The sequence below is a fragment of the Streptomyces sp. NPDC050534 genome, assembly GCF_044457745.1.
GTDB lineage: Bacteria > Actinomycetota > Actinomycetes > Streptomycetales > Streptomycetaceae > Streptomyces.
Map to the genome: position 1 here is coordinate 765,142 of NZ_JBITHF010000002.1, position 16,916 is coordinate 782,057.

A 16,916-nucleotide genomic window follows, 5' to 3' on the forward strand; every position below is an offset into this window, starting at 1 on the left:
GGGCCGGTGGCCGACTTCGCCGACACACGCGTCTCCCTCGCAGGCACCGGCGTGACGCGGGGCATCGCCCAGACCGCGGCATCATCGGGGGCCTGCCTGGTCAAGGTCGGCGGCATCACCGTCACCGCCCGCGTCGCCACCGGGCTGACCGTGGCCGCCGGGAACATCGTCCTAGCCGCCCGCCTGGGCAGCACCTACTACATCACCAACGTCATCCCGGCAGCGCCCACGTCCACACCGGCGACTCCGCCGCCGGCCGATAGCACCGCGGTGGACACTGGGGACCCGCCGCCCGCACCGAAGCCGACCGTTACGACCGGCACCCTGACCTGCGTGCCGGTGTCGACGGCCTGCTACCGGGACGGCAGTTGGCGCTCCGACGGGGATCCGACCAACTCGTTCGATCTGTTCCAGGGCCGCTACGGCGGATCCTCCTACGGCCGCAGCACCGGGGCCGCCTTCTACGGCTCCAAGCCCCACACCCTGAACGGGGCCACCTGCACCAAAGCCACCGTGAAGATCAAACGGCTGTCGGCAGGCGACTACTCGGCCCGCTCGGCGACCCTCCGGCTCATCTCCCAGACCACCCGGCCCGGGGGCGCGCCAACCCTCAACGAATCGACCTCCGGACCTTCGCTGAAGATCGGCGACTCCACCACCTTCACCTTGCCCACCTCCTGGGGACAGGCCCTCATCGACGGCACCCGCGGCGGCATCGGCATCAGCATCAGCAGCGACGACCCCTACATCCACCTCGCCGGCCGCGGCAGTTGGTCCGCGGCCTTCACTGTCTCGATCTCCTGGAGGCGTACCTCGTCATGACCGCCAACACCTCCAAGGGCATCACCTACCCACAGTCAAGTGATCACACGAGACTGTGGGAGCACCTGCAGACCCTCGCCACGACCGCCGACGGCATCATCATCGGCAACGTCGACCGGCAGATCTTCACCAGCTCCGGCACCTGGACCAGACCCGCAGGCGCCATCATGGTCCACGTCCAGGTGCAGGGCGGCGGCGGCGGATCCGGCGGCTGCGGCGCCACCGTCTCCGGCCAGGCCGCCTGCGCACCCGGCGCCGGAGGCGGCGAATACGCCGCCGGATGGTTCACGCCAGCCACCGCCGGAACCAGTCAGGCCGTCACCGTCGGCGCAGGAGGAAACGGTGGCACGGCGGGCGCAAACGCTGGCAGCGATGGCGGAACCAGCAGCTTCGGCACCCTCATCACCGCCCTCGGCGGCTCAGGCAGCAGCGGCTCATCCAGCACCGCCCTGGCGAGTGTCGGCGCCTCCAACGGTGGCAGCGGAGGGACCGGCGGCGACTTCCGCATGGCTGGTGGCGACGGGGGAAACGGCCAGGTCATCAGCAGCACGCCCATCAAATGCAACAACGGCGGACCTGCCTACCTGGCCAACATGCGGCGTGCGACTGGCGTAGCCGCGACCAGCACCAGCGGTTTCTCCGGATACCCCTACGGCGGCGGCGCGTCAGGAGCCTCACTCGGAGCCTCCCAGGCGGCGATCGCTGGAGCTTCTGGGGCGGCCGGCATCGTCATCGTCACCACCTATATCGCCTAGGAGCAGCATGCCTCTCGACACTCCGCAGACACAGACCGGTGACACCACGTGGACGGTCAACGGCCATCTCAACGCGACTTCCGTGACGGGCTTCCAGGTGTCGATCTCCGTCGAAGGCCCCTCCACCGAGAGTGAGGGCGACGCCCTCCTGCAGGCCCTCGTCGACCTCCTCGCGCCCCGCTACTACAACGTGAGCGCCTTCAAGGGCTACAACGCGTACACGACCCGGACCATGACGCCGTCCTGACGCACTCGCGCCACCAGCAAGCCCCTTCCGGGGCCTTTTTTCATGCCCGGGAGGGCCCTTGCACACGCACTCCTTCGAGCCGTCCGACCCGAGACTCGGCCGGCACGTACAGCACGACCCGCGGTCCCTCGCCTTCGCGGCCGGGGTTCTGCCCAAGACGGCCATCAAGTCCGTCGACTGGACCCGCCGGGCACCCATCTTCGACCAGGGGCAGATCGGTTCCTGCACAGGCAACGCCGCGGCGGGCCTCGTCTGCACCGACTCCTCGGCTCGCAGCGGCCTCACCTCCGTCGAGATCGGCAGCAACGTGATGCCCGTCGACGAGGCCCTCGCCCTGCAGGTGTACGAGCTCGCCACGCAGCTCGACAGCATCAAGGGCACCTACCCGCCGGACGACACCGGCTCTTCCGGCATCGGCGCCGCCAAGGCCCTGAAGAAGCTGGGCCTAGCGGCCTCGTACAGCCACGCGTTCAGCCTCGACGCCCTCAAGTCGGCGCTGCAGTCCGGGCCGGTCATGGTCGGCACCGTCTGGCTGGACTCCATGTTCGAGACGGACCCCGACGGCTACGTCATCGTCGACCGCAAGTCGGCTGTGGCGGGCGGCCACGAATACGTCATCTCCGCCTACGACGCCGACCGGCTCGCCTTCCGTATCGACAACAGCTGGGGCGAGTCCTGGGGCCTGCGCGGAAGTGCCTGGTACACCGCGGCCAACCTGCAGTGGCTGCTCTCCCAGCAAGGCGACGTCACCGTCCCTGCCTGGGCCACGGTGCCCACCCCTCCCCCGGCGCCCACTCCTGCTCCGGATTCTCAGCTGGCTGAGGCGGCTTCTCTCGCCCAGCAGCTGGCGAGTCTGATGCAGCCGTGGGCGCCCGGCAGTAACGTGAACGGAGCCTGACCATGGCCACCCCGATGACCGCAACCCAGATCCTCACCGCGCTGCGAGACGAGGGCGTCACCGTCGTCGAGGTCGGCGACTGGGAGCACCACAACCGCAACAGCAAGGGCCCCTGGGGACCCGTGAACGGCGTGATGATCCACCACACCGTCACCTCCGGCGCCACAGCCACAGTGAAGATCTGCTACGACGGCCGATCCGACCTCCCAGGCCCGCTCTGCCACGGCGTGATCACCAAAGACGGCACCGTCCACCTCGTCGGTAATGGCCGCGCCAACCACGCCGGCCTCGGCGACCCCGACGTCCTCGCCGCAGTCATCGCCGAACGGAGCGCCCCGACGGACAACGAAGCCACGGTCGACGGCAACCGGCACTTCTACGGCTTCGAGTGCGAGAACCTCGGCGACGGCCGCGACCCCTGGCCTGCCGCCCAGCTACTGGCCATCGAGAAGGTGTCCGCGGCGATCTGCCGCCACCACGACTGGGATGCCCTGTCGGTCATCGGCCACCTCGAATGGCAGCCCGGGAAGATCGACCCCAAGGGCTACACCATGGACTCGATGCGCGCTCGCGTCGCCAATCGCCTCGGCGTGAAGCCGCAGCCCAAGCCGCTGCCCAAGCCCAGCAAGCCGGTCGTCGACCTGTCGAAGCTCGTCGCCGCCGCCAAGTCCAACCCGAAGGCGTCCGGCACGCCGGTCACCTACACGGGCGTGAAGACCGTCGAAGCCGCCCTCGTCAACGCCGGCCTGCTCGCCAAGGCGTACAGCGACGGCCACTTCGGCACAGCCACCGTCGACGCCTACGCCAAGTGGCAGCGCCACCTCGGCTACAGCGGCACCGCCGCCGACGGCATCCCCGGCATGACCAGCCTCAAGAAGCTCGGCGACAAGTACGGCTTCACCGTCATCGCCTGACCCCTACTCGCAGAACAGGTTCATCCCATGCCCACTTACAGAATCTTCGGTCGCGAGCCCGCAGCGGTCCTGGCCTTCATCTCCATCCTGGTGAAGCTCGCCTCCGCCTACGTCTTCCACGCCACGCAGACGCAGCAGGCCACGGTCAACACCGTCGCCGCCTGTGCAGTCGCTCTGCTCATCGCCGTCAGCGCCCACGACTCCATCGGTGCGGCCGTGTTCAACCTGGCTCAGGCCCTCGTCGCCGCCGCCGTCGGCTTCGGCCTGAAGCTCGACGCCGACCACCAGGCGCTGTGGCTGTCCCTGGTGAGCGTCGCGATCGGCCTGTGGTCCCGCACTCAGGTCGTCGCACCCAAGCCAGCCGCGCCGGTGCCCGCGGCGCCCCAGGCGGTCTGAGTGCCGCGCCGGGTGGTCCGGCGGCTCGGTGTTGCGCTGGGCCGCCGCGGCGCGATCCTCCTCTGCTACGGCATCGTGTGGGCAATCATCGGCTACGGGCAGATCACCTCCCCGGCGCCCGACTTGCGCGGGCTGCGGCTCCTGCTGCAGATGATGCCGCTCGACGTGTGGGGCTGGATCTGGGTCGCCTCGGGGCTCATCGCAATCGTCTCGGCCTGGCTGCCGCCGGAGAGGGACTGGCCTGGGTTTCTGGCGCTGCCGCTGATGGTGCTGCCGTGGACAGTGTCCTACCTCCTCGCCTGGATCCTCGGGGACTACCCGCGGGGCTGGCTGGCGTCGGTGGTGTGGGGGGCGATCGCTGCACCGGTACTGGTAGTTGCCGGATGGCGCGAGCCCGCCCGGCCCAAGAGACTTGAGGGCTACAGATGACGGTGGACACCTGGATTCAGGCCGGGCTGGCACTGATCGGCACGGGCGGCGGCGTCGTGGCCGCCCGATCGGCGCGGCGCACCAAGCGCCAAGAGAACCGCGACGACTTCCTCGCAGTCACGACACAGCAGGGCAACGCGATCGAACGCCTTGAGGCGCGCGTTCAACGCCAGGAGAACGAGGCCGAGAAGCAGCGGGAACGCATTGGCGAGCAGGACGAGGCGATCGGCTGGCTCCTGCACCGGGTCCGCTCCCTGGTCTCCCACATCAAGAAGGCCGGCCTCGAGCCGCCGGCCGCCGAGCCGATGACGGAGGCCGCGGCCCGCTACCTCCGCAACGTCGACGCGTGAGAACTGGAGTGCGAGTCATGCCCGAGGACGCAGACGACCCGCCGTTCTGGCTATCGCCCCGCCCGTTCCGGGAGCCGCCGCCCATGCCGCCGACCGACGACGACGAGACCTGACCAACGCCCCCGCACCTTGCCGCGTACAGCGGTGGGGGAGCGGGGGCGGTCTGTCATGCTGTCCGTATGCATCGTCTGATCCGTCGCCTGCTTGGCAGGCCCACCACCAGCGAGCGGTACGCCTCTCTTGGCCGCGCCATGGCGGACAGCTTCGCGGCGGGTCTGCGGGATCCGCGTCCGCTGACCGCTGAGGAATGGGCGAACCTCGACGCGTACACGGGTGCCGTAGCCCGGCGTTCGTTCTCTGCGCTGTACGACGACGAGGATTGAGGGGCACTGTGAGCGATCTACGGGAAGTGGCCCGGGAGTACGAACGCGATGCGGACCGAGCCTTCGGCGCGGGACGGTCCAGGCGCCTGCGCGCGATGGCAGCCTCGCTCCGCTATATCGCTGGCAACCGTGACGGAATGGACCCGGGCGCGCTGCGGCTCACTCTCGGCGTCCGCCTCGATATTCCCGACCGCTGGTGTCGCCGTCACGGCTACAAGGCCAGCCTCGGCGCCGGTGGCCTAGCCTTCCAGCGCGACGGCGAACCCGCCCAAGTCGCCAGCGTCGGCGACACGCTGCGCTGGGACGGGCAGAGCATCACCGTCGAGCCGCACGCCTGACCGACGCGACCGCCCCCGCTCTGCTGCCAACCGGCAGCGGGCGGGGGCGGCTTCGTCGTGTGTCCGCAAACGAACGTCTGTCGTCACTGCTCGGGTCAACGCCGTTTCCGCAGTACCGATGTGACGCAAACTCATGTCCTTATCTATGTTGTACTAACCCCCCATTGTGATACGTTGCCTTCATGAGGATCGGATATGCGCGGGTCTCCACCCGCGACCAACACCCGGAAGCGCAGGAGGACGCGCTTAGGGCGGCAGGTTGCGAGCAGGTCTTCGTCGACAAGGCGTCAGGCAAGCTCGCCTCCCGGCCCGAACTGGAGAAGGCGCTCCTGGTCGCTCGCGAGGGAGACCAGTTCGTCATCACCAAACTCGACCGCCTCGGCCGCTCACTGAAGAACCTGATCGAGCTGTCGGAGCAGATGCGCGCCAAGGGCATCGGACTCGTGGTCCTGGATCAGGGCATCGACACCAGCACCCCGGCAGGCCGCATGTTCTTCCAGATCATCGGAGCCATCGCCGAGTTCGAGCACAGCCTGATGGTCGAGCGCACGAAGGAAGGACTGGAAGCCGCCCGGGCTCGCGGGCGGAAGGGCGGCAGGAAGGCCGCACTCAAGCCGCGCCAAGTCCAACTTGCACGGGAGATGTACGACGAGCTCGGCGATGACGGCAAGCGCAAGCACACCGTGCAGGACATCGCCGACCAGCTCGGCGTCGCCCGCACCACCATCTACCGGTACCTCGACAGGGAGAAGTGACCATGCGCCTCCGCCAAGCCCACGCCATCCTCGAAACGGCCACTGCCCTCGAAGCAGCCGGCATCGGCTTCGAACTCTTCCCCTTCGACCACGACCGAGACGACCTCGTCCGCCCGCCAGCCGACGACTACATGACCGGATACGCCGAGTTCAACGACCCCGACCACGGCGACAGTCACACCCGCACTTACCACATCAACATCGAGCCGCACCCCGATGGCCGCCGCATCTCCGCGACCCTCACATTCGGCTACGGCAACGATGCCCCGTGCCTGAAGTGCGAGGCAGTCACCGTCTGGATGGAGCACGACGAAGCCGAGAACCCATCCTTCCGGGGACTCGTGGGCGCCGGACTCGCCAACCGGATCGCCGACGCGGTGCGTGAGCACGAGAAGCCGTTCCGCGCCGCCTACGAAGAGCGGTCGAACCGGTAGCTGAACCAAGCACGGCGCCCCGCCCAGGGAAAGTGGGCGGGGCGCCGCTGCGTCAGGCTACCCCGTGCCACACTGCGTTCAGGCCCGTCGCGTCCCCCCGTCGCGGCGGGCTTCCCGCTTGCCCCATAATTCGAACACGCGCTCTACTGGCGTCATGGCCCGCTACAAGGTCGACTACCTGACCGACACCCAGGAGCGCATCCTCGCCGTCATCCGCCGGCATATCGCCGAGGATGGGGTGGCGCCCACGGTGGCGGAGCTGGCCGCCGAGCTCGGCCGTAGCGTGAGCGCCGTGCACTATCAGCTGGGGGAGCTGGAGGCGAAGTACGCGATCGTGCGCCAGCCCGGGACACCGCGCGGGATCCGGCTCACGTGACCGTGCGATCCTGAGCGCATGACCGACGACGTCCAGCAACTCACCAGCCAGCAGGTTGCAGACTTGCGCCGCCAGTTCAACGAGCGGGCCGCCCAGGGGCTCGGGACGATCCTGCGCCACCAGCCTGCCCCGCCTCTGCCGCCTTGCCCGGCCTGTGACGTCGAGCCGGAGCGCATCGACTACCGGGTGGAGGATCCGAAGTTCGACGTCTATGAGCCGGTGTTGCGGTTCCGCTGGCTGCCGTGTGGGCACCGGTTCCGTGGCGCGGTAGACCCGAACGAGGTTCCGTCCGTGGAGGAGTGCGAGACCACGGCCCGCAGGGTGCTGGAATTCGGCGCCCCCAGGACGGTCGTGTACGGAGCCGGTGAACACCGACCCTGACCCGCGCCGTTTCCACCTCCTCCTCGCCGCCGACGGCCGCCCGGTCGCGCACGGCTGGTGGGGGAGCGAGGCCACGGCCCGGACGAAGTTCCGGCGCTGGGTGGGCGACTGGGGTGGGGACGGCGTGCGCATCACCCTCGTCGACGAGGACACCGGGACGACGCTCGCGGAGTGGCCCGACGAGGCGTAGCGGTCTGCGATGCTGACATCGGATGAGGAGGCCCAGATGACGAACCCGATCAAGCCGCCAGTCGGCTCCTACGTCGCCATGGTGTTCCGCGTGACCGGCTATGACCCCGACTGCGGCGAGACGGCGGAGACCGCGACCATGGCACGCCTTGAGCAGGTTGACCTTGACGGCGAGCCCACGGGTTGGGAGACCAAGCAGGTCGGCCTCTACGACACGACCGACCGAGTGGTAGGCGAACCGGGCGACCTTCGGGCGATCGGCCTACCCGTCGACCAGTTCGTCTTCGAGAGTCGGCGCGGGCCGTATCCCATGGGCGACGACCTCAGCTAGCAGTCAGCCCTGCATTGTCGGCCCCGCCTCGTACAGTTGATCGCAACACAAGCCCATGCTGGCTGCGTGAGCTTGACGCCCCGTCCGGAACAGCGCCCGGCCGGGGCGTACTGCTGTCAGCCCGCCGTCTCCCCGTGCCGCACGGCCTTCTTCACCCGCATCTCGACGTCGACCCGCGACTCGCCTTCCGCCTCCGCGTACACGGTCACGGCGGCTTGGAAGGCGGCGGAGGCGTCGACTGCGGCCCGCCGGGCTGCATCCGGGTCGTCGGCGGTGGTGAGGGCGGCGTGCGCATCGACCGCAGCCCGCTCAAGCTGCACGAGATCTTCGAAGGTGTGTGCCACCCGGGGATCCTATGCTGATGGCTCCGCCCTACATCGTGGAGCCTCGAATGCCGGAAGCCATGCCGCTTTACGACTGCCCCTTCTGTGAGATCGTCGCTGGACGCGCACCCGCAGAGATCTTCCACGAGTGGGATGACGCGCTCGCGATCGTGCCACTCAACCCGGTCGTCGACGGTCACCTCCTCGTGATCCCCAAGACTCACGTTGCTGACGTGGGCCACGACCCTGAGGTCAGTGCTGCAACCATGCGACGGGCGGCGGAGCTTGCTGCATCACAGTGGTGCAATATCATCACGTCTCGCGGCCGAGTGGCCACGCAGTCGGTGTTCCATCTGCACTTGCACCTGGTGCCGCGGTCAGAGAACGACGGACTCGCCCTGCCCTGGTACAGCGGACGAGGTGGCAAGCTCGCCAAGCACTAGGCCGCCGTCGTCACGCCCCCGCGTTCCACGGCCCGCAGTGCCTCCAGAGCGGCGAGCAGCCGCTGATACTCCGCCCGCTGGTCGGGCGTGAGCCCCACCGTGGGATGCCCGCGCCCGTCAATCCAGAACGCGCGGATCGCCGCGTTCAGCTCGTCGGCAGAGCGCAGTGGGGGACGCTCAGAAGGCGTGGGGGGCATGGCTTAGATCTTATCGGCGGGGTGTGTCAGCGGGCTACGAGGAAGGCTCAGGCAGCGGGCTCACGAACGTGCCGATGCCCGGCTGCATGTAGGCGAGCCCGGCCGCGCGGAGCTCCGTCAACACGCGCTTAGCAGTCACCTGGCTGATCCCGAACTCGTCGCAGATCGCCATCGCCGACGGGAGCCGTTCGTCGGGCGGGTAGGTGCCGTCGTCGATCCGTTCCGTCATCACGGCGTAGACCTGCCGCCACCGCGGAATTTCCGGCTCCCATCTCATGATCGAGACGCTAGGTGGGCTTAGCCCGACAGGCGAGACGAGACGCCCTATACGGCCTATACCGCCTATCCCGCAGGGGTATCGTGCAATTTCACAGGTGCCCCCGCACCGTGGTAGCGGCCGGGGGCGTGGACGACACCCACCGGAGCGCCGCCATGACAGAGGGTAGAGACCAGCCGCCCGAGCCGGGAAGCCACCCGCCGATAACCGGCCGCGCCACCCTCAGCCCCGTCCAGGAAGCCTGGGGCGCCTACGTCGACCACGCCACCCACTGCTCCCTGTGCCGCAGCCGCGACGGCGGAAAGTGCGAGCGCGCCGAAGAGCTGTACGGCGCGTACAGGGAAGCGGACGGCGAGGCATTCCGGCAGCTGCACGGCGAGGCCGGCTGACCGTCGGCCGCTGGCCACAGCATGCACGGAGGGTTACGCATCCACACTTTGTGCAAACTCTTTTCACGGATATATGCATGCGGCACGTGTATGCGGGTTACCGTGTGGAGCACGTTGACGTTCAGTCAAGAGCGCGCCCTGGACGCTGTCGTGTGCTACCCCAGGCGTCAGTTAAGGAGGTCGGTGACGTGCACTCGAAGAGCATGCGCGATCAGCAGAAGGTCCGAGTACTGCGGATCCCGCTGCGCATTCTCGTAGCGCTGGATCGACCGACGCTCCATGCCGGCGAGATGGGCCAGCTCCTCCTGTGAGAGCTCGGCTCGCCGCCGTAAGTCGGCGATGCGGTGGCCGAGTCGCTCTCGGCGCTGCATGACCCAGTCGGGTCGAGGATTACGGCGGGCTGGCACCCGTCAAACGCTTCGGCGCCGGTGATCTTGTGTCAGTACCCAAATGGTCGCCGATAGATCAAGATTGATTCCGTGCGACGGACGGGCCGCCCGCCGCCGTAGAACTAGTGCACAACCTGCCACCCCCCAATGGCAGCCCTGCGGACTGGCGTGCGCCGCAGGGCCACAGGTACTGTCCACTTTCGAACATCTGTTCGTCCGATCGAGTGAATGGGGGCGTCGGCGCGGTGAGCCGAGGTACTAGATCTGTGAACGTGGCTACGACTTAGCAGCAGACTTCGGCGCCAAGACCCTGCGTCTCGGCGTCGAGGGGTTCAGCGCGGGCCCCTACCCCCCATCGGTGGTCGCGCGCTGGATCTCACGACCGGCCGGCGCGTGCGTCGGGCCGGCCGAGCGAGTGCCGGTGTCCGCCAGTGGCGGCATGGGACACTCGTTGCAGAAAGCCGGACCCGGCTCCCGAATTCGCCTCCGAGGGCGCGCAAGGGGTGCCGGGTCCGGCGTTTTTGTAGCACTCGCCCCAGGGATAGTCTGCCACTGGGAAACGAGTGGGAAACGATCATGACTGTGCGTGGCAATCCATGGCATCTGATGTCAACCCGCTGCCTGGAAAGTAGCAGGTAGAGCCACTCCAGTCGATCGTTTGAGCAGGTGGCGACGTACCGATTCGATCAGCCTAGTTGTTCTGCAGGAACTGCTTGGCCAGCTTGTCGCCCAGTGTGACGGCCGCGCTGTGGCTCTCGATGGGAGAGACCTTCGAGTTCTTGAACAGGATGTAGGTCACCCCGGAGTCGGTGCCGCCGGTCTCCGGGTCGGGGTCGATGCCGAGGGCGTTGGCGGTGGCGTAGGAGGCCTCACCGATGATCTTCGTGGGGCCGGTGTCGCCCACGACGGCGTACTCGACCTTGTTGTTGTAGATCACCGCGACGACGCCGCCGCCCTTGATGCCGGCGCCGGAGTAGTTCCAGATGCTGCTGGAGCTGGGCACGACGACGTACGGCAGTGAATCCGCCTTCAGCGGGCTGCCGTTGGACTGATGGAAGGCCGTGTCGTCCTGGTACCAGGGGTCGGTGTTCTCGTTGCACTTCGAGGTGCGCTGGCCGTCGCAGTCCACGTCCATGTCGGCCTTCCAGAACACGGCGCCGTTCTTGCCGCACACGGGAATCGTGGCCGACGTCTCGTCGTCGGTCTTGTACTTGCCGTTGGAGATCTGGGAGCAGGACGTCACCTTGGCGAGCAGGTCGGCCGCGCTGACCGAGCCCTCCTGGGTGGACGCCGGTCCCGAGGAGCCGGAGGCGTTCGCGGGGAGCACGCCGGCGGCGAGCAGGGCGGCCCCGGAGGCCGCGGCGAGGGTCAGTGTTCGTATGCGCACTGTGGGGGACCCTTCTGTTAGGAAAGTTTCCTGACCGGGTTGCCGTACAAGGTGGACCCAGGAGCATGCTCGCGTCAAGTCCGTGAACAGAGCCTTGTGAAGGGGCCCTTGGGGTCAGAAGGGTGAACCGGCAGCTCGCGGCGGGGGAGCGGCTTCCGCGCGGAACCGCAATTGCGGCGCCCTGTCGGCAGGAGAAGACTGATGATGTCGCACCATCCGGATACCGCCGGACGCTGGGAGGCGAGGCGTCATGTTTGTTCGGACCGTGTACTCGACCGGCGACCCCTCGAAGATCGACGCGGCCGTCAGGGCACTGAACGCGCAGGGGCGGGACCTGCTGGAGGACCGTCCCGGCTACCGGGGCTCGGGCATCTTCGTGGACCGGACACTCGGCAAGCTGCTGGCGGTCAGCTGGTGGACGTCAGAGGAGGCCCGGCGCAACAGCGACGAGGTCATGCGGGAGCGGCGCGGGGCGATGCTGGAGCCGTTCGCCGCGACGACCCTGGTCGAGAACTACGAGGCAGTGGTCTTCCACCAGGTCCGCCGGCCCGAGATGGGCGGCGGACTGCGGCTCAGCAGGCTGGAGTTCGACCCCATGGACGCCGGTCTGCTCGCCGAGACCTTCCGCGCGTCGGTGGCCCCCGGGCTCGAAACCCTGGCCGGGCTGGCCAGGACGTCCCTGTTCGTCGACCGGGAGCGCGGCCGCGGCATGGTCGGCGCGCTGTTCACCGACGGCGCCTCCCTCGCGGCCTCCCGTGGAGCCCACGCGGCGGTCCGGCACGAGGGCGCGGCCAAGGCGCACGTCAGCGTGACCTCGCTGGAGGAGTTCGAGATCGTCTTGACGGACGTACGGGGCGGGTGACGCGGGAGGCCCCGGCGGAGAACGCGTCCGCCCCGCCGCGCAAAGGTCGCGCGGCGGGGCGGAGGCTCGTCCGGGCCGGTGTCAGGCGGCGTTGAAGGTGGACGGGTCGGGGCCCAGGCGCCGGTCCTCGTCCAGTGCGCTGATGGCCGCCAGGTCCTCGGCGTCCAGGCTGAAGTCGAAGACCTCGATGTTCTCCTTGATCCGCGACGGCGTCACGGACTTGGGGATCACGACGTTGCCGAGCTGGAGGTGCCAGCGCAGGACGACCTGGGCCGGGGTGCGGCCGTGCTTCCGGGCGATGGCGACGATCGCCGGGACCTCCAGCAGGCCCTTGCCCGAGCCGAGCGGCGACCAGGCCTCGGTGGCGATGCCCTGCTCGGCGTGGAACTCGCGGGCGGCGCGCTGCTGGAGGTGCGGGTGCAGCTCGATCTGGTCGACCGCCGGGACGACCGAGGTCTCGTCGATCAGCCGGCGCAGGTGCTCCGGCTCGAAGTTGGAGACGCCGATCGCGCGGACGCGGCCGTCGGCGTGCAGCTTCTCGAACGCCTTGTAGCTGTCGACGTACTTGTCCCGCGCCGGGGTCGGCCAGTGGATCAGGTACAGGTCGACGTGGTCCAGGCCGAGCTTCTGCAGCGACGTGTCGAAGGCGCGTAGGGTCGAGTCGTACCCCTGGTCGCCGTTCCAGAGCTTGGTGGTGACGAAGATGTCCTCGCGGGGGACGCCGGCTGCGGCGATCGCCCGCCCGGTGCCCTCCTCGTTGCCGTAGATCGCCGCTGTGTCGATGCTGCGGTACCCGGCCTCCAGCGCGGTGGCGACCGCCCGCTCCGCCTCGTCGTCCGGCACCTGCCAGACGCCGAAGCCCAGCTGGGGCATCTCGATGCCGTTGTTGAGGATGATCGGGGGGACCTTGCTGCTCACGAGCTCTTGATCCTTACGGTTGTCGTCAGGTGGTACTCCCCATCGTCAACGATCACGGGCCGTGATGCATTCCTGACAGGGAAATCCGCCGGAACTGACCGGTGAGTCAGTGACGGGCGCCCGTGATTGGCCGGAAATGCATCCGACGTCTTCGGTCCGGACCATTGACCGCGGCCTCTCCTCCCGCAACTCTGGATCGCGTCACCGAACGAGTTCGTGAACCCGGTGCATGCATGTGAACATCTTGCGCCCTGTCTGGGCATCTGAGATCCCCCACCTCTCAGGAAAGCAGGTACACCCCCATGAATGAGACGCTCCCGTGCGCCCTTCAGGCGGAACGGTCCCTCCAGGAGCCGGACGAGACATCGGATGAAAAGGTCTGGCAAACCCCGGGTCATGTGGTCGTGGAGACCGCGCTCGAAGTGACCGCCTACGCCCTCGGCGACCGCTGACCGGCCCCGTGGCGAGCACACCCGTGACCGTGACACCCCTCCGGGCCGACGGCGCCGCCGCCCGGGCGAGAGCCCGTCTCGCCGAGCGGCTGCGCGCCGTCGCCGCGGCGCGCTACCACGACCGCCACCCCTTCAACCGGCGCATGCACCGCGGCGAGCTGAGCCCGGCGGAGCTACGCCTCTGGATCGCCAACCGCTTCCACTACCAGCGCCACATCCCCGTCAAGGACGCTCTGATCCTCGCCAAGCTGGACCGGCCCGAGCTGCGCAGATCCTGGCTGCGCCGCATCCAGGACCACGACGGCACGGCCGACGGCGAGGGCGGGATCGAGCGCTGGCTGCGGCTCGGCGAGGCGGCGGGGCTGCGCCGCGACGAGCTGTGGGGCGGCTCCCTCGTGCTGCCCGGCGTGCGCCTCGCGGTCGACGGATACGTCAACTTCTGCCGGCTGCGTCCGGCCCTGGACGCGATCGCCGCCTCGCTGACGGAGCTGTCCGCCCCCGGGCTGATGCGCACCCGCATCGCCGCCTTCGAGCGCCACTACCGCTGGATCGAAGCGGACGGACTCGGCTACTTCCGAACCCGTGTCGACCAGGGCGGCCGGGACGGTGCCGAGGCCCTCGCCCTGGTCCTCGACCTGGCCCGGGCTCCCGAGGAGCACCAACGCGCGGTCGCCGCCCTGGAGTTCAAGTGCGACGTGCTGTGGTCGCTGCTGGACGCGGTGCAGGGAGGCGACCCGTGAGCTGGCGTCCCGTTCTCCGGCGCGGCATCGTCCTGCGCCACGACCGTGTGCGCGACGCCGACCTGCTGCTGCTCCCCGAGCGGGTGGTCGTCCTGCACGGCAGCGGCGGGCAGGTGGTCCGCCTCTGCGACGGCACTCGCGCGGTGGAGGACATCGTCACCGAACTCGGCGAGCGACACCCGGGCGCGCCCGTCGCCGCCGAAGTCCCGGCGTTCCTCGCCGTGTTGCGAAAGGAGGGCTGGCTCGCATGACGACCGTGGAGGCCCCCTGGGCCTTGCTCGCCGAGCTCACCCACAGCTGTCCGCTGCGCTGCGGGTACTGCTCCAACCCCCTCGAACTGGTCGGTCGGTCGAAGGAGTTGGACGCCGAGCAGTGGTCCGGGGTATTCCGTCAGGCCGCCGGCCTCGGCGTCGTGCAGACGCACCTGTCCGGCGGCGAACCCCTGCTCCGGCGCGACCTGCCCCAGATCGTCGCGGCGGCCGATTCCGCGGGCCTCTACACCCAGCTCGTCACCAGCGGCGTCGGCCTGGGCGAGCGGCGCATGACCCAACTCGCCGCGGCCGGACTGCGCAGCGTCCAGCTCTCGGTGCAGCACGCCGACCCCCGCGCCGCCGAGCGCATCGCGGGCACCCGCTCCTTCGCGGCCAAGGAGCGCGCCGCCCGGCTCATACGGGCCGCCGGTCTCCCCCTCGGCCTCAACATCGTGCTGCACCGCGCCAACCTCGACGCCCTGGACGAACTGATCGGCCTCGGCCTGCGATGGGGCGCCGACCGCATCGAGCTGGCGCACACGCAGTTCCACGGCTGGGCACTGCGCAACCGCGCGGCGTTGCTGCCCACCCGTGAACAGGTCGAGCGGGCTCGCGCGACAGTGATTCGCAGACGTCAACTCCTCAATGGTGCGCTGGAGTTGGTGTGGGTGGCCGCGGACTGGATGGAGGAGACCGCGAAACCCTGCATGGGCGGCTGGGGCAGGGTCTCGCTCACCGTCGCCCCGGACGGCACGGTCCTGCCGTGCCCGGCCGCGGCCGTCCTCCCGGGCCTCGACCAGCCGAACGTGCGCGACCACGAACTCGGCCTGATCTGGCGGGAGTCGAAGGCGTTCAACGCCTACCGCGGCGAGTCCTGGATGCCCGAACCCTGCCGAAGCTGCGCCCTGCGCACCACCGACCACGGCGGTTGCCGCTGCCAGGCGTACGCGCTCACCGGCGACGCCGCCCGCACCGACCCGGCCTGCCGGCACGCCCCCGACCACCACCTCGTACGCGACCTGGTGCAAGGGCCGCGCGTAGAGCCCGCGTACGCCTACCGAGAGGCCCAGCGAGAGGCCCACCGAGAGGGAGGAACATGAGACCGGGACGTCTGCGGACGACACTGACGGCCCTCGCCGCCGTCACCGCCACCCTTGCCGCACTGCCGGCCGCCGCACCCCCGACGGCCGCTGCCACGACCGCGGTTGCGCACCGCCCGACGGCCGCCACCGACTGGTCCGTGGCCGTCGTCGACTCCACCATGGCCCGCTGGACGCCGAACACGATCGGCGGCTGGTCCTACCCCGTCGGCCTCTACCTCTACGGCCAGTACCTCACGTACGAGCGCACCCACGACGCCCGCTACCTCACCTACATCAAGCAGTACGTCGACCGCTTCGTGAAGAGCGACGGCTCCATCGACCAGTCCTTCAGCAGCCTGGACAGCATGCAGGCCGGCCGGCTGCTGGTGATCCTGCACCACGAGACGGGGCAGGACCGCTACCGCAAGGCCGCGCAGAAGATCCGCGACCGCCTGAACACCTATCCGCGCACGAGCGACGGCGGCTTCTGGCACGCGGACAACTCCAGTCGCGCGCACCAGCTCTGGGCGGACGGCGTCTACATGGTGAACCCGTTCCTCGTCGAGTACGGCAAGGAGTTCGGCGACAGCGCGTACACCGACGACGAGGCGGCGAGACAGCTCTCCGTCTACGGCAGCCATCTCCAGGCCGCGAACGGACTGCTCAAGCACGCCTACGACGAGTCCCGGACGGCGAGTTGGGCCGACCCGCAGACCGGCCTCGCGCCCGAGCACTGGTGCCGCGCGGTCGGCTGGTACGCGATGGCGATCGTCGACGTCCTCGACGCCGTCCCCGCGGACCAGTCCCGCCGCCCCCAACTCCTGTCTGACTTCCGCAAGTTGGCCAGTGGCCTGGAGAAGTACCAGGACCCGGTGACCGGACGCTGGTTCCAGGTGATGGACAAGGGCGGCCGGAGCGACGACTGGACCGAGACGTCCTGCTCCAGCATGTTCACCTACGCCCTCGCGCGCGGAGTCCGGCGGGGCTATCTCGACCCGCACTACGCCGCCGTGGCCCGCCGCGGTTACCAGGGCGTGCTGGCGAAGATCTCACTCGGCCCCGACGGCCGGACACACCTGGCCGGCATCTCGGTCGGCACGAACGTCGGCGACTACGCGTACTACGTCGCCCGCACCCGGGCCACGGACGACTTCCACGGTCTGGGCGCCTTCCTGATCATGAACGAACAGCTGCGAGGTGATTAGTGT

At 69.0% G+C, this 16,916-nt stretch carries 30 protein-coding genes; 24 read left to right on the forward strand and 6 right to left on the reverse strand.

From position 1 onward, the window contains the following. Positions 1–6 precede the first annotated feature (6 nt). The 16 genes from ACIBN2_RS09160 to ACIBN2_RS09235 all read left to right on the forward strand — a co-directional run bounded on the left by ACIBN2_RS09160 (position 7) and on the right by ACIBN2_RS09235 (position 7,998). Complete coding sequence (locus tag ACIBN2_RS09160) at positions 7–822, forward strand: hypothetical protein (RefSeq protein WP_399133582.1); 816 nt, start codon at positions 7–9, stop codon at positions 820–822. Then, positions 819–1,577 carry a hypothetical protein gene (locus ACIBN2_RS09165; protein WP_399133583.1) on the forward strand — a complete coding sequence of 253 codons (759 nt, stop codon included), beginning with the start codon at positions 819–821 and terminating at the stop codon, positions 1,575–1,577. The genes ACIBN2_RS09160 and ACIBN2_RS09165 overlap by 4 nt, the downstream gene beginning before the upstream one ends. Positions 1,578–1,584: 7 nt before the next feature. Then, positions 1,585–1,824, forward strand: a complete 240-nt coding sequence (locus ACIBN2_RS09170) for a hypothetical protein (protein WP_399133584.1) — start codon at positions 1,585–1,587, stop codon at positions 1,822–1,824. A gap of 58 nt (positions 1,825–1,882) precedes the next feature. Then, positions 1,883–2,722, forward strand: a complete 840-nt coding sequence (locus ACIBN2_RS09175; protein WP_399133585.1) for a hypothetical protein — start codon at positions 1,883–1,885, stop codon at positions 2,720–2,722. Between the two features lie 2 nt (positions 2,723–2,724). Continuing rightward, the gene (locus tag ACIBN2_RS09180) at positions 2,725–3,636 is read left to right on the forward strand and encodes an N-acetylmuramoyl-L-alanine amidase (RefSeq protein WP_399133586.1); all 912 of its coding nucleotides are present in this window, start codon (positions 2,725–2,727) and stop codon (positions 3,634–3,636) included. A 27-nt stretch (positions 3,637–3,663) separates the two neighbouring features. Next, on the forward strand, positions 3,664–4,032 hold the full coding sequence (locus ACIBN2_RS09185; RefSeq protein ID WP_399133587.1) for a hypothetical protein: 369 nt from the start codon (positions 3,664–3,666) through the stop codon (positions 4,030–4,032). Next, positions 4,033–4,461, forward strand: a complete 429-nt coding sequence (locus ACIBN2_RS09190) for a hypothetical protein (RefSeq protein ID WP_399133588.1) — start codon at positions 4,033–4,035, stop codon at positions 4,459–4,461. Continuing rightward, on the forward strand, positions 4,458–4,811 hold the full coding sequence (locus ACIBN2_RS09195) for a hypothetical protein (RefSeq protein ID WP_399133589.1): 354 nt from the start codon (positions 4,458–4,460) through the stop codon (positions 4,809–4,811). The genes ACIBN2_RS09190 and ACIBN2_RS09195 overlap by 4 nt, the downstream gene beginning before the upstream one ends. Before the next feature lie 179 nt (positions 4,812–4,990). Further along, positions 4,991–5,194, forward strand: a complete 204-nt coding sequence (locus ACIBN2_RS09200) for a hypothetical protein (protein ID WP_399133590.1) — start codon at positions 4,991–4,993, stop codon at positions 5,192–5,194. An 8-nt stretch (positions 5,195–5,202) separates the two neighbouring features. Continuing rightward, entirely contained in the window at positions 5,203–5,532 is a 330-nt protein-coding gene (locus tag ACIBN2_RS09205; RefSeq protein WP_399133591.1) for a hypothetical protein, read from the forward strand. Between the two features lie 182 nt (positions 5,533–5,714). Then, complete coding sequence (locus ACIBN2_RS09210) at positions 5,715–6,287, forward strand: recombinase family protein (RefSeq protein WP_399133592.1); 573 nt, start codon at positions 5,715–5,717, stop codon at positions 6,285–6,287. A gap of 2 nt (positions 6,288–6,289) precedes the next feature. After that, a complete protein-coding gene (locus ACIBN2_RS09215; RefSeq protein ID WP_399133593.1) occupies positions 6,290–6,721 on the forward strand; it encodes a hypothetical protein in 432 nt (143 codons plus the stop codon). A gap of 154 nt (positions 6,722–6,875) precedes the next feature. After that, positions 6,876–7,097 (forward strand): LexA family protein, encoded by a 222-nt coding sequence (locus tag ACIBN2_RS09220; protein ID WP_399133594.1) that lies wholly within the window; start codon positions 6,876–6,878, stop codon positions 7,095–7,097. 18 nt (positions 7,098–7,115) lie between these two features. After that, positions 7,116–7,478: a hypothetical protein gene (locus ACIBN2_RS09225; RefSeq protein ID WP_399133595.1), complete on the forward strand. Its 363-nt coding sequence runs from the start codon at positions 7,116–7,118 to the stop codon at positions 7,476–7,478. Then, entirely contained in the window at positions 7,462–7,668 is a 207-nt protein-coding gene (locus tag ACIBN2_RS09230) for a hypothetical protein (protein WP_399133596.1), read from the forward strand. Before ACIBN2_RS09225 ends, ACIBN2_RS09230 begins: the two co-directional genes overlap by 17 nt. Before the next feature lie 36 nt (positions 7,669–7,704). Next, positions 7,705–7,998 carry a hypothetical protein gene (locus tag ACIBN2_RS09235; protein ID WP_399133597.1) on the forward strand — a complete coding sequence of 98 codons (294 nt, stop codon included), beginning with the start codon at positions 7,705–7,707 and terminating at the stop codon, positions 7,996–7,998. Between the two features lie 116 nt (positions 7,999–8,114). On the opposite strand, the gene ACIBN2_RS09240 is transcribed toward ACIBN2_RS09235, so the two are convergent. Continuing rightward, positions 8,115–8,342 (reverse strand): hypothetical protein, encoded by a 228-nt coding sequence (locus ACIBN2_RS09240; protein ID WP_399133598.1) that lies wholly within the window; start codon positions 8,340–8,342, stop codon positions 8,115–8,117. 17 nt (positions 8,343–8,359) lie between these two features. Here ACIBN2_RS09240 and ACIBN2_RS09245 point away from each other — a divergent pair, with 17 nt between their 5' ends. Next, on the forward strand, positions 8,360–8,764 hold the full coding sequence (locus ACIBN2_RS09245; RefSeq protein ID WP_399133599.1) for an HIT family protein: 405 nt from the start codon (positions 8,360–8,362) through the stop codon (positions 8,762–8,764). Here the strand turns inward: ACIBN2_RS09245 and ACIBN2_RS09250 are convergent. Together ACIBN2_RS09250 and ACIBN2_RS09255 are read right to left on the reverse strand one after the other, a co-directional pair. After that, positions 8,761–8,961 carry a hypothetical protein gene (locus ACIBN2_RS09250; RefSeq protein ID WP_399133600.1) on the reverse strand — a complete coding sequence of 67 codons (201 nt, stop codon included), beginning with the start codon at positions 8,959–8,961 and terminating at the stop codon, positions 8,761–8,763. The genes ACIBN2_RS09245 and ACIBN2_RS09250 overlap by 4 nt on opposite strands. Positions 8,962–8,995: 34 nt before the next feature. After that, complete coding sequence (locus ACIBN2_RS09255) at positions 8,996–9,238, reverse strand: winged helix-turn-helix domain-containing protein (protein ID WP_399133601.1); 243 nt, start codon at positions 9,236–9,238, stop codon at positions 8,996–8,998. A gap of 155 nt (positions 9,239–9,393) precedes the next feature. On the opposite strand from ACIBN2_RS09255, the gene ACIBN2_RS09260 reads away from it, so the two are divergent. Then, on the forward strand, positions 9,394–9,627 hold the full coding sequence (locus ACIBN2_RS09260; RefSeq protein ID WP_399133603.1) for a hypothetical protein: 234 nt from the start codon (positions 9,394–9,396) through the stop codon (positions 9,625–9,627). 167 nt (positions 9,628–9,794) lie between these two features. On the opposite strand, the gene ACIBN2_RS09265 is transcribed toward ACIBN2_RS09260, so the two are convergent. Both ACIBN2_RS09265 and ACIBN2_RS09270 read right to left on the reverse strand, forming a co-directional pair. Then, positions 9,795–9,998, reverse strand: a complete 204-nt coding sequence (locus ACIBN2_RS09265) for a helix-turn-helix domain-containing protein (protein WP_399133604.1) — start codon at positions 9,996–9,998, stop codon at positions 9,795–9,797. A gap of 709 nt (positions 9,999–10,707) precedes the next feature. Then, positions 10,708–11,403, reverse strand: a complete 696-nt coding sequence (locus ACIBN2_RS09270) for a glycoside hydrolase family 75 protein (protein ID WP_399133605.1) — start codon at positions 11,401–11,403, stop codon at positions 10,708–10,710. Positions 11,404–11,653: 250 nt separating this feature from the next. Here ACIBN2_RS09270 and ACIBN2_RS09275 point away from each other — a divergent pair, with 250 nt between their 5' ends. Beyond that, on the forward strand, positions 11,654–12,265 hold the full coding sequence (locus ACIBN2_RS09275) for a hypothetical protein (RefSeq protein ID WP_399133606.1): 612 nt from the start codon (positions 11,654–11,656) through the stop codon (positions 12,263–12,265). 81 nt (positions 12,266–12,346) lie between these two features. Here ACIBN2_RS09275 and ACIBN2_RS09280 read toward each other — a convergent pair whose 3' ends face one another. After that, entirely contained in the window at positions 12,347–13,183 is an 837-nt protein-coding gene (locus tag ACIBN2_RS09280) for an aldo/keto reductase (RefSeq protein ID WP_399133607.1), read from the reverse strand. 302 nt (positions 13,184–13,485) lie between these two features. On the opposite strand from ACIBN2_RS09280, the gene ACIBN2_RS09285 reads away from it, so the two are divergent. From ACIBN2_RS09285 to ACIBN2_RS09305, 5 genes are read left to right on the forward strand one after another with little or no spacing between them, the layout of a single operon-like run. Then, positions 13,486–13,635 carry a pyrroloquinoline quinone precursor peptide PqqA gene (locus ACIBN2_RS09285; RefSeq protein WP_399133608.1) on the forward strand — a complete coding sequence of 50 codons (150 nt, stop codon included), beginning with the start codon at positions 13,486–13,488 and terminating at the stop codon, positions 13,633–13,635. Between the two features lie 29 nt (positions 13,636–13,664). After that, complete coding sequence (gene pqqC, locus ACIBN2_RS09290) at positions 13,665–14,375, forward strand: pyrroloquinoline-quinone synthase PqqC (protein WP_399133967.1); 711 nt, start codon at positions 13,665–13,667, stop codon at positions 14,373–14,375. Beyond that, on the forward strand, positions 14,372–14,626 hold the full coding sequence (gene pqqD, locus ACIBN2_RS09295; protein ID WP_399133609.1) for a pyrroloquinoline quinone biosynthesis peptide chaperone PqqD: 255 nt from the start codon (positions 14,372–14,374) through the stop codon (positions 14,624–14,626). The genes pqqC and pqqD overlap by 4 nt, the downstream gene beginning before the upstream one ends. Further along, complete coding sequence (gene pqqE, locus ACIBN2_RS09300; protein ID WP_399133610.1) at positions 14,623–15,726, forward strand: pyrroloquinoline quinone biosynthesis protein PqqE; 1,104 nt, start codon at positions 14,623–14,625, stop codon at positions 15,724–15,726. Before pqqD ends, pqqE begins: the two co-directional genes overlap by 4 nt. Next, complete coding sequence (locus ACIBN2_RS09305) at positions 15,723–16,913, forward strand: glycoside hydrolase family 105 protein (protein ID WP_399133611.1); 1,191 nt, start codon at positions 15,723–15,725, stop codon at positions 16,911–16,913. Before pqqE ends, ACIBN2_RS09305 begins: the two co-directional genes overlap by 4 nt. The last annotated feature ends 3 nt before the right edge of the window (positions 16,914–16,916 follow it).